General features: G+C 34.2%; 2 protein-coding genes. Both read left to right on the top strand.

What is annotated here, in order from left to right:
• Positions 1–377: 377 nt before the first annotated feature.
• Positions 378–803, top strand: a complete 426-nt coding sequence (locus V7137_RS10985; RefSeq protein WP_335698124.1) for a hypothetical protein — start codon at positions 378–380, stop codon at positions 801–803.
• Between the two features lie 573 nt (positions 804–1,376).
• A complete protein-coding gene (locus V7137_RS10980) occupies positions 1,377–1,973 on the top strand; it encodes a DUF5317 domain-containing protein (RefSeq protein ID WP_335698123.1) in 597 nt (198 codons plus the stop codon).
• Positions 1,974–2,252 lie beyond the last annotated feature (279 nt).

Here is a 2,252-nt window from a genome sequence, read left to right as displayed (position 1 = left end):
ACCTCTCTTTGTTACCGTGCTATATCTTTTTTCGTCTTCCACTGTCACTTAGAACCTCTCTATGTTACCGTAACTCTATCTTTTTTCGTCTTCACGGTCACTTAGAACCTCTTTATGTTACCGTTCTCTTTTTCAGAATCATCGCCTAAAAAAATTAACAAAATTTCAATACTCAGGAATCAATTTCATTCGATCATTACTTCTGTATGGATTTCAATTTATGAAAGATACCTCTCGGAAAAGGATTGAGTCAGAGGAATAACTGGTTCGGTGATAGTTAGCTGAATTCAAATATGGAGAAGTCTGCTGCCTGCTCTTCACTCATTTTAATCAACCGACATATCATATTATATTAAGACAAGGTATGGAGGGATTATGTGAAAACGGAACACCTTGATGATGTTAGAGGTGATATTGATGAAAAAATAATTTGTTACACTAAGAACATAAGAAAAATTAAAGCGAAGGCTAAGAAGCTAAAAATTCTTACGGTTATCTTTTCATTTTTTATCACGTTCTTATCTAGTACCAATCTCACTTCCATTGGCTTGACTGAACCAATGTCCAATATTTTAATAGCATTATGCAGTGCGATTATTCCGGCCTTGATCGCCTATGAGGGAATTATTGCTGATTCGAAACTGATAAAACAGCAGACAATTACTCTTCATCGCCTAACAGAATTAAAGCATGATATAAATTTGTGGAACATGGAAGAAATGGATGAAAACCATCTTGACATTAACAAAGTCAACCAGATCCAAAAAAAGTTCGATGACATTATGAAAAGGGAATTTTTATAACTTAGACCAGTTCGAATAGCGAATTGGTTTTTATTTTGTTTAGGGATAGTTGCTTTTCAATATTCGCTAAACTGACAAACATCGCCTATCTCCCACACGATTCCCTTTTAATCAAACGTTTGATTCAAACACCTGAAAGTACTGATCTAAAATGATTTCCCTTCCTAAGTGGAGTGGGAAATAGTCGATATACGCGAAAATATTCCGCAGGAAATATCCTATATTTCTACAAAATCAGAGGCTTTTACTAGAACATAAATTAAGCTAATTCATCAAACTAATTTTTTTCGCAAAATAATGCACAACTAAGATGGTACAATCAAGTTATTTGAAAAATTTCAATTGACAAATCATCATCGAGTTGATTAAAAAAACCGGGCATTTCTTCAAAAAGGAGAAATGCTTTTTTGTTGTAGGAAAAGAGCACTACTCCAAAATACACAGATTAGACTAAACTCAAAAGAATATTCCCTTGCATTAGACGAAATTCTTTGATTATATTATTGTGGGAATATTTTTCCTTCGTAGAATTTTTGAACATTTCATATATTCTAGCATAGGTGGGTAGCAACTATGGTATTTGACGGCATTATCATTTCGTTTATAGTAGGGTTTCTTCGAAAAGGAAACTTACGAGCACTAGCACAGCTAAAGCTCAAATGGGGATGGATCTTTCCTCTTCTATTAATTGTTGAATTAGCCGTTTTTACGCTCCAAAACGATAGCAAAATTCTTGGACAAATCAGCGGGTCTATCTACATCGTGGTTTATGTACTCGGACTGCTATTTTTATTTATGAACCGCAATAACCAAGGATTTATGCTGATTTTAATTGGAGTATTTCTGAATTTTTTAGTGATGGTCATTAACGGTGGACGAATGCCGGTATCAGTTGAGGCAGCTGCTGTTTTGGATCCAGGTTACATCGAAGCCCTCAAAGATAGCTTGTACGCTAAACACACCATGCTTAATTCTTCAACGCATCTAGAATTTTTGGGCGATGTTATTCCCATCTCAGCCCCTTATCCACGAACACAAATTATTAGTATCGGCGATATCATTATGAATATCGGAATCTTCTTTTTCATTCAGTATTTAATGGTTCATCATCCGCTCACCAAAAAAGTAACAACCGCACCTCCTCTCTTTAAAGGAGGTGAAAAAAGGTGAAAAATGAACAAAAAAAAGGCATTAAATTAACTGGAATTATTTACAATGCAATTATTATTGGTTCTATCATTATTGCTTTAACTTCTGGTTTTAGACTAGTTTAAGAGTATAATAATGGGGGAAGTATTTCGTTACTTCTCCTATATCTTATATATGAGAGTGATTTAAATGAATTTATTAGAGACAACAACAAATAAGTACCTTTTTCTAGTGTCCTCATTAGGCCTGTTAACCTTTTTTGCTTTTAATGACTTCCCTCATCATTCTATGTATAAATGG

Source organism: Neobacillus drentensis, from assembly GCF_036962765.1.
Lineage (GTDB): Bacteria > Bacillota > Bacilli > Bacillales > Cytobacillaceae > Neobacillus > Neobacillus drentensis_C.
The sequence above is the reverse complement of the archived record's forward strand: the minus strand, read 5'-3'. Positions and strand labels throughout refer to the sequence as shown.